This window comes from Accumulibacter sp. (assembly GCF_029255125.1).
Taxonomy (GTDB): domain Bacteria; phylum Pseudomonadota; class Gammaproteobacteria; order Burkholderiales; family Rhodocyclaceae; genus Accumulibacter.
This window is the reverse complement of the sequence record NZ_JAPUVR010000137.1, coordinates 1-8,716: the sequence shown is the minus strand read 5'-3', so window position 1 is coordinate 8,716 and position 8,716 is coordinate 1. Positions and strand designations below refer to the sequence as shown.

The 8,716-nt window shown below is 64.8% G+C and carries 7 protein-coding genes; 2 read left to right on the top strand and 5 right to left on the bottom strand.

The annotated features are described in order from the left end of the window. Positions 1-119: 119 nt before the first annotated feature. On the bottom strand, positions 120-1,199 hold the full coding sequence (locus Q1L59_RS14895) for a DUF2914 domain-containing protein (RefSeq protein WP_300333648.1): 1,080 nt from the start codon (positions 1,197-1,199) through the stop codon (positions 120-122). A 386-nt stretch (positions 1,200-1,585) separates the two neighbouring features. Between Q1L59_RS14895 and Q1L59_RS14890 the strand changes: the two genes are divergently transcribed. Beyond that, positions 1,586-2,611: a metal-dependent hydrolase gene (locus Q1L59_RS14890; RefSeq protein ID WP_300333645.1), complete on the top strand. Its 1,026-nt coding sequence runs from the start codon at positions 1,586-1,588 to the stop codon at positions 2,609-2,611. A gap of 496 nt (positions 2,612-3,107) precedes the next feature. Here the strand turns inward: Q1L59_RS14890 and Q1L59_RS14885 are convergent, their stop codons facing one another. The 4 genes from Q1L59_RS14885 to Q1L59_RS14870 all read right to left on the bottom strand — a co-directional run bounded on the left by Q1L59_RS14885 (position 3,108) and on the right by Q1L59_RS14870 (position 7,742). Further along, complete coding sequence (locus Q1L59_RS14885; RefSeq protein WP_300333644.1) at positions 3,108-3,713, bottom strand: DJ-1/PfpI family protein; 606 nt, start codon at positions 3,711-3,713, stop codon at positions 3,108-3,110. Positions 3,714-4,181: 468 nt separating this feature from the next. Next, entirely contained in the window at positions 4,182-4,664 is a 483-nt protein-coding gene (locus tag Q1L59_RS14880) for a hypothetical protein (protein WP_300333641.1), read from the bottom strand. A gap of 49 nt (positions 4,665-4,713) precedes the next feature. After that, positions 4,714-5,004, bottom strand: coding sequence for a hypothetical protein (locus Q1L59_RS14875; RefSeq protein ID WP_300333639.1), 291 nt, complete (start codon positions 5,002-5,004; stop codon positions 4,714-4,716). Continuing rightward, a complete protein-coding gene (locus Q1L59_RS14870; RefSeq protein WP_300333637.1) occupies positions 5,001-7,742 on the bottom strand; it encodes a M16 family metallopeptidase in 2,742 nt (913 codons plus the stop codon). Before Q1L59_RS14870 ends, Q1L59_RS14875 begins: the two co-directional genes overlap by 4 nt. Positions 7,743-8,063: 321 nt before the next feature. Here Q1L59_RS14870 and Q1L59_RS14865 point away from each other — a divergent pair. Then, the coding region (locus Q1L59_RS14865) for a motility-associated protein (protein WP_300333635.1) at positions 8,064-8,716 on the top strand (653 nt) is incomplete at its 3' end.

The following is an 8,716-nucleotide window of genomic DNA, read 5'->3' as shown; positions in this document are numbered from 1 at the left end:
ACTTCTTCCTCGCGAAAAAGAGATTCAGTCATCGCCAGAAACCGTCCGTAGTTGACATTGTCATTATACCCTGCGTCCCACGTTCCCGGAGGGTAGGCTCGGGATTTTTTCACAGCCTCTCAGTCGAACTCGTACAGATGCAAATCCTCGCGCGCCGGCGTGCCGCGCTCGACGCGCAGACGCAGGACATCGATCGTTCGCCCATCCTGCGTCGCGACCGTGAAACGCCAGTCGCCGGGCAGCGGATTGAGCACCCAGGAATAGCCGCGGAAACCGCGGTCGCGTCCGCCGGTCGTCTGGAAAGGCCGGCGCGAGACCAGCCGCCAGCCGTCCTCCTGGCGAATCTCCCAGCGATGCTCGAGCCCGGCGGTCACCCCGAGCGGCGCGAAGACCGCCGAAACACCGTACAGCCTGCCCCCTTCCGGCACGCGCACGCTGGCCGCCTGCCCGCGCCACCATTGCCACCAGGCAGCCGGCTCGACCTGCAGCGTGTACCGTCCTGCTGCCTGGGAAAACTCCAGGCCGACCGCCAGTTGCCGTTTGACCAACGGGACCGGCGCAATCATGTCGAAATGGAAAGCGAGCATCAGCGCTGCAGCGACTGCCCAGGCAGGTCCGCTGCGCCCGGGCCGGCCCGGCGCCAACCAGCGCAGCCCTTGCGTGAGAACGACGCCAGCCGCAGTCGAAGCGTAGAACCAGAGAGGATCGAGGCTGCCCAGCGCATGCGGCAGCGCGAAATTGAACAGAAGAATTGCATTCAGCGCAAACAACGCCCAAGTGAGCGTAAACCGTCGCCCGTAGCGATCACCGACAAACTCGTTGCCGACCAGCAAGGCTGCGAGAAAAGCGGCCATCAGCCAGGTGCCGAGATGGCCGGAACTCTTCAGGTAAAGAATGAACAGCGCCGAGAAGATGCCGCCGAAGAAGAACTGCAGCAACAGATAGGGAGCCTGCCGGGCGAGTGCGGCCAGGCGCTCGCGCAGCGATCTGCCGTCCGCCGGCGCCGGCACTTCGCGCGCCGCGCGCCGCGCCAGCCAGAGCGTCAGCAGCGCCGCTCCGACAAGGAAAGCCCCCAGGCGCCAGAAGTCGATGACCCGGATGCGCTGGCCGATGGTCAGCGCATCCCAGACGAAGCCGCCGAGAAAGGCCGCCGGTGGATACAGCCGGCGCAGGGCAAGCCGGATGCGCTCGCTGCTCACCGCGTCGCCAGCGCCAGAAGCGCGCAAGCCTGATGGACGCCGCCTTGCTTGCGCCCTTCGGTCGCCACCGCAGTCGCCACCTCGTTCCCCACTCCCGTCCGCACTCCCGTTCGCACTCGCCCGCACCTCGATTTGCCGCGGGCAAACGTTCTGCCACTGGCTGGCATCGACCCGCGCCGGGCGGCAGAGGTCGATTCTACGTCAGCACGGAGGAGTCTACGGCTGATTCACTTTCCGGCCAGCTCGGCACGCTTGACCGGCTCCGGGAAAGCGGAAATACTCCGCGCTCCGCTCCACTCCTCTTGCGGCTCGCCCGCCGCGCCGTCGCCTGCCCGCCCTGCCCCCTCCCAACTCCAGCCAACTCCAGCCAACTGCCGCCGCTCGCCATGGACCCACTGACCCACGCCCTGCTCGGCGCCTCCGTCGCCCACGCCGCCTTCGGCCAGCGTCTCGGTCGCCGCGCCTGGATGATCGGTGCGCTTGCCGGAATCTTGCCCGACGTCGATTTCTTCATCGCCAGCAGCACCGATCCGCTACTCAACATCCAGTACCACCGACAGTTCACGCACGCCTTCGCCTTCATTCCGCTGGGTGGGATCGTTGCCGCAGCGCCCTGGCTGCTCAAATCGGCAGCGCGCAGCCAATGGCGGCCGATACTCGGCGCAGCGACGCTCGCCTACGCCACACACGGCGTGCTCGACGCGTGCACGAACTACGGTACGCAGTTGCTCTGGCCCTTCTCCGACGTGCGCGTCGCCTGGCACTGGCTGACGACGATCGGACCACCGTTCACCTTGATCCTCCTGCTCGGCCTGCTCGTCGCTTTGCGCCGTGGGCAGAGGCGCTGGCCGACCTTGCTCGCGCTCGCCGCTGCGCTGCTCTACGTCGGCAGCGCCGCCTGGCAGCAGGAACGCGCGCTCAGCGCGCAGGCGCAGATTGCTGCCCAGCGCGGGCACACCATCGAGCGCGCCCGGATGTTCCCGACGGTCGGCAACGTCTTCCTCTGGCGCTCGGTCTACGAATCGGCTGGCGTCCTGCACACCGACCGTATCCGCGCCGGCAGCGATCTGACGTGGAAAACCGGCAGCAGCGTTGCCCTGGCGCAGGAAGCGGCGCTGCCGCCCGAACTGCGCGCCAACGAACGCATCGTGCGCGACTACCGCCGCTTCGCCCATTTTTCCGACGGATGGGTAGCGCGCGCGCTCGCCGACCCGGAGGTCCTTGGCGATGCCCGCTACTCGCTGTCGACCGAGCGCTTCGAACCCATCTGGGGAATCCGCTTCCACCCCGGGCGCCCGGTGCCCACCGAATGGGTTGATTTCACGGCCAGGAATCGCATCCCGCTCGCCGATCTGTGGCGCGAACTGAGCGGCCGCGACGCCGAGTATCGACCCCTGCCCAGGAAGAGCTGAGCGCCGTCAGCGAAACCGCGAGCCAGAAGCACTCGCTGAACCAATCGCTCAGAGCGCTGGCCCCGGCAACTTGGACCGCCGGATAAGGGGTAGTTTTCCCTCTCGAACGGCTGCGCAAGCCAGCCCCAACAGGAGCGGGAGCATGACGAGAAGGACGAGGGAAGGACGAGGCGGAACCCCACGCCGGTAATCAAGGCACAGGTGTCGTGAGAGCGGCTGAAGAGCGAAGAGACATTGGCGGATCTGGCGCAACAGTACGACCTCCGCCCGCACCCGATAACGGACTGGAAGCGGCAACTGACGGAGCGTGCGGTTGAGGTCGATTACCCCTTCACCGGCGCCCGCATCTCGCGCGATCTGCTGCGCGCCGAGCGGGTTCCAGGCTGGCGGCAGACACATCGGCACGTTTGCCGGTGCGCATCGCCATCGCGGCGCTCTATCGGAAGCCCGGCACTTCCCGTCGGCCAGGCTGGAGGCTGTCGCCTCGAGCGAAGGCTCAGGCCTCAGTTCGGTACGGTACGTCCATCTGACGAGCAGTGGCCTGAGCCAGTTCGTTGCTGGCAAACCGCTTTACCAGGTGAAGACTCATATCGATACCCGCTGCGATGCCGGCCGAAGTGACGATCGTGCCTTCGTCGACCCAACGAACTCCCTCACGCACCACAAGTTCGGGAAACTGCGTGCGCAGGTCGGCAATGTCTTCCCAATGTGTCGTCGCTGCTTTGCCGCTGAGTAGCCCCGCCTTGGCAAGGACGAAACTGCCAGTACATACGGACGCTATGACCTTGGCAGACTGCGAGACCTGAACCACCCAGCGCAGCAGATGAGGATCTTGCAGCTCCCGATCGACGACTCCACCAGGGACGACGAGCAGGTCTGGTGCGGACGCGGATTCGAGCGTGTAGTCGGGTACCGCGCGCAAGCCGGCGCGCGCCTGCACAGGCGCCGAAGACCTCGCCACCGTGAAAGTTTCGAACGGTGGCTGCGAACCCGGTTTGCGGCGTCGGTGGACGCGCGTGGCGGTCGTGAACACCTCGAACGGCCCGGCGAAATCCAGAACCTCAACTTCCGGAAAGATGTAGATCGCGACGCGAAGAGTCATTCTGAAGCCCGGCGTGAAAGCCCCGGGACGCGCCGCCTGCGGTGCGCCCCGGGAGCGACGGGTTGGGCAGCAAACATCATTGGCGTATGCGTAGCGTAGGAAGCCTTTGCCCTGTGCGACAGCGATTGTCTTTGCAAGATTGCCTGAAAAATCGCATCGGGATCGTGTCCATACTGCGAGGCGAAGACTTCACGACGTTGGCGCGTTTCTTGAACAATCGCGTCTTGCCACATGGTTCGTTCGTCCAACAGCTCGAGTGGGGTACGGATAATCCGCGCTTCAAAGCCAAGCTGCCTGCCTGCATGCAGCTTCGATCTTCCGGCGACTACCGCATTGAAGATATTGAAAAGACTTGTACAGCCCGACGCCAACAGAAAGGCTGACCCTGCACAGCCGCAACGTTGCCTGGCTCCAGCAGCCATCAACGAACGGCCCAGATCGCGGTTTCGCACGATCCAGGCCTATTCGTCAGGCGGCACTTTCGAACAGCGCGGGGATGATAGCCGTTCCTGGACTACCGGGCAATGCAAGTACCCGAACCTGGAGCCCGGCGGTGATTCGACTGACCCGGGCTGTTGCATGCACGGGTTGCCATGCCATGTGCGAGCACGTTCTGTCGTGGTACTCGAAGTCGATCCGAGCGCGATCCTTCACACGCTGTACACGCGTGACGCGGCCGCTAAACTCCCTGCCTTGACGACAGAGGCGACGGATCTGAAGAACCCGCCATGCAACGACACCGATGCAAATGATGGCCGCCGAACCGCCGAATTCAACGCCCCATGACGGCGACCAACCGACGGTCCACGAGAGCAGGGGCTTCGCCAGCGAAACGACGACCATGAAGACCGTGGCAAGCGCGTTCCTACGGCTGGTGATGCCTCCCTCGACGGCGATCCCCACCGCGGCGTGCGCAACATGGTCGATCCGCTGCGCCATCGGGATTTCCATCGGGCGCGTCTCTGCCCGATTGCGAAACAGCCACAGCGTCGGCCGGGTGTCACGCCAGTTCCGGCGCAAAGCATCGAGCAGACCTGGCGACAGGAGCGGTGCAGCAGATACGCCTGCGCCTGCTCGCCGCCGAGCTCTTCTGCTGCTCGGTGGTAATGCCGGGCGACTTCCGCTCCCGCGGCGATACAGGGTCGATCAGGCGGCCATCGGCCATCGGCTGACGTTGTGGGGGATCGTCGGGCACCGGAACGTGATCCCTGAAGGCCATGCCGACGAGCAGATCAGCAATGCCTTCGATGGCGCGAAGGCGCTGCGCGCTCTGCTCGGCGCGCTCGCTCACTTGCCGAGTCCCTTGCGTGTGTCGCCGGCGATTACCAGGACCATTTTCTCGGCGTCGATGTGCCGGCAAAAGGCTTCGCCGACCTGCTCCGGGCGCAGCGCAGCGATGCGGATCTCGAAGTCGTGCGCAAACTGCCAATCGCGCTCCAGGTCGAGGTAGCTTAGCCAGCGCGCGGCAACTGCGTTGTCCTGCGAACGGGCAATCGCGTTCGACTCGAGAATGCCGCGTTTGGCTTCCGCCACCTCCTCCGGCGTAAAACCGTCGCGGCAAGCGCGCAGCAGTTCCTCGCGGAAAGCCTTTTCGGCCAGCGCCGCGTTCTGCGGCGCGACCATGGCGGAGAAGGTCCAGGTGGAGAGCGCCTGGCGGCTGCCGAGCAGGAGCTGCGAATCCGTGCTGTAACTGATGCCTTCCTTCTGCCGCAGGCGGTCGACCAGCCGATTCGACAGGGCTGAACTGCCGCCGAAGATGTAGTTGGCAACGTAGAGCGCCGGTGCATCGGGGTCGGCGTCGCGCAGCGCGAGGTCGAGCCGCGCCCGGAGAACCGCGCTTTCCTTGTCGGTGGTGTCGATTACCAGCCGCTGCGGCGCGACGCTGCGAAACTCTCGTTCGACGCGCGCGTACGGCGACGGCGAACCGTAGGTCGCGTACAGCGAGCGCAACTCGTCCTCGACCGGCGCAACCGCGAAATCGCCGACGATGGCCATTTCGCCGCGCGCCGTGCCGATCAACTCACGGTGATAAGCCAGCACATCGGCGAGGGTCGTCCGCTGCACTTCTTCGATGCGCTCGGCAAGCCGCGCGTGGTAGCGCGGGTCGCCGCGCGGATAGGTGTTGAAGTGCGCATTGAGCTGGTCGCGCGAGAGTTCCTCGGGATTGTCGATCTGCCCCTGCAACGAGGTCAGATACTCGCGCTTCAGGCGTTCGAACTCAGCCGGCGGGAAACTCGCTTCGTGCATGAGTTCAAAAACCAGACGCAAGGCTTCCGGCAGCTTGTCGCGCGTCGTTTCGAAGCGCGTCAGGCTGCCGCGAACCTTCAGACGGGTCAGCGCGTCGGCGATCTGCTGGCGCGTCAAGCGGTTCGTTCCGCGCCCCAGCATGGCGATCGCCAGCGCCCCGGTCAGATTGCGCTGGCGCAGCGTCTCCTCGTTCCCCCAGCGAAAGCGCATCGAGACATTGACGATCTGACCGCGGTTCTTCTTCGGCAACAGAGCGACCTTCAGATCGCCGTAACGACGACGCAAGGTGCGCTGGTTCAGGTTCTCGGGCGAGGGCTCGAAAATCTCGCCGGCGTCGATCTCCTGCGGCGGCCGAAAATCGGCCAGCAACTCGGCTGCGCTCGGTGCGACCGGAACGATCGCCCGCAGCGGCTCGTCCTCCGGAATGAACGAACCCATCACCCGGTTGTCGCGCAGGAAGTATTTGCCCGCCGCAACATCGACCTCCTCCGGCGTGATCCGCTCGAGCTGCTCGCGGGCAAGGAAGAACAGGCGCCAATCGCCCAGCGCGATGTACTCGGAGAGCGTCACGGCAAAGGTCTCGGGATCGGCGAGCGCCCTTTCGTAGCTCGTGCGCGACTGTTCGACGACTCGTTCGAGTTCGCTCGGCGTCGTCGCCGTTCGCGCGAAGCCGCCCTCGATGACCTCGATCATCCGCTCGCGCGCACGTTCGAGCGAATCGCCCTTGTTGAGCACCGCGCCGAAGACGACGAAGCCGGGGTCGCGCGTCTCGACCGGATAGGCATACACCTGCGTCGCCAGGCCGCTCAGCACGAGCGCCTGATAGAGGCGACCGTTCGGCGTGTCGCCGAGGATTTCGCTGGCCATCGCCAGCGCGTCGGCGTCGGGGTGCAAACTGGCCGGCGTACGGTAGGCGAGCGTCAGCAACTGGACTTCGCCCTTGCGCCGGACGACAAATTGACGCTCGCCGTCGGCCGTCGGTTCGCTCGTCCACGCCGCCGGAAGCTTGCGTGCCGGCTTGGCCATCCGGCCGAACGAGGCGACGATCCAGTCGAGCGTGCGTTGCTCGTCGATCTTGCCGGCGACGACGAGGACGGCGTTGTCGGGCTGGTAGAACTTGCGATAGAACGCCTGCAGGTTTTCGATCTTGACCTGCTCGATGTCGCTGCGCGCGCCGATCGTGCTCTTGCCGTAGTTGTGCCAGTCGAAGAGCAGCGCCTGCATGCGCTTGAACATGACGCTCGCCGGTTCATTCTCGCCCATCTCGAATTCGTTGCGCACGACGCTCATTTCGGTATCGAGGTCGCCCCGGGCGATGAACGAGTTGAGCATCGCGTCCGCCTGCCAGGCCAGCGCCCAGCGCAGGTTGTCGTCCTTGGCCGGAAAAGTCAGGTAGTAGTTCGTCCGGTCGAACCAGGTCGTGCCGTTGATTTCGAAGCCGCGCGCGCGAAACTCGCGCGTCGGGTCGGGAAAGTTCTTCGACCCCTTGAAGATCATGTGTTCGAGCAGGTGCGCCATGCCCGTTTCACCGTAGTTCTCATGGCGCGAGCCGACCAGGTAGGTCAGATTGACCGTCACCGTCGGTTTTCCGCCATCGGCAAAAAGGATGAAGCGGAAACCGTTATTCAGCCGGTATTCGCTGATGCCTTCGACGGTCGTCGCGCGCTCGACACCGGGCGGGAGCTTGAGCGCTGCCGCCGGGCGCGCCTGCGCGGCGAATGCCAAGCTGGCGAAGGCCAGCCAGACCAGCGCACGCGCGAGGGCATTCCACAACTGATTCATGACGCTTGCCTCCTTGCACGAGATCGATCGACACGCCCGCTCCGCCGTCGCCGCGGCGGCTTCGAGGGCAGCCAGACGAGCTGCCGATTATAGGCCGCCCGGCGCTTGGCAACACACCGTTGTCCGCCGCCGTGGGGCTTTCCGACGCCCGGCACGACGCCCCGCTGGGCGTCGCCGCTGGCCGCAGCGATCGCCGGAAATGACAGATTTAGCGATATCATTGCTCGTCCGCTGCTGACTGAAGGTATTCTGGCTACAATTCGCGCAGGCGGATTTGCCCTTTGCGAGGTCGGCAGCGGGCGCGCTAAGCAGGGGGAACAGATGTTTCTGATTGTCGGGTATGTGATCATTCTGGCCGCAGCGCTCGGAACGTACGCGGTGCATGGCAGTCTGGCTGCGTTGTGGGTGCCGCTCGAGTACATTGCCATCGTCGGCCTGACCATCGGCGGTTTCGTCGCCGCCAACGACATCAAGGTGATCAAGGCCACGGTCGGCGCGCTGCCGGGAATCTTCAAGGGATCGAAATTCACCCGGGCACTCTACATCGATCTGCTGGCAATGCTCTTCGAAGTGCTCGCCAAGGTCCGCAAGGAGGGCCTGATGTCGATCGAGAACGACGTCGAGAATCCGCACGACAGCCCGATTTTCAGCAAGTACCCGAGCATCGCCAGCGATCATCACGTCATGGAATTCGTCACCGATTACCTGCGCATGATGGTCGGCGGCAACCTGAATGCGATCGAAATCGAGAACCTGATGGATATCGAAATCGAAACGCATCATCATGAGGTCGAAACGCCGGGCCACGTGATGGCCAAGGTGGGCGACGCCGTGCCGGCCTTCGGTATCGTCGTTGCCGTGATGGGCGTGGTCAACGTGATGGGCTCGGTCGGCCAGCCGCCGGCGGTGCTCGGCAAGATGATCGGCGGCGCGCTCGTCGGCACCTTCCTCGGCATCCTGATTTCCTACGGTTT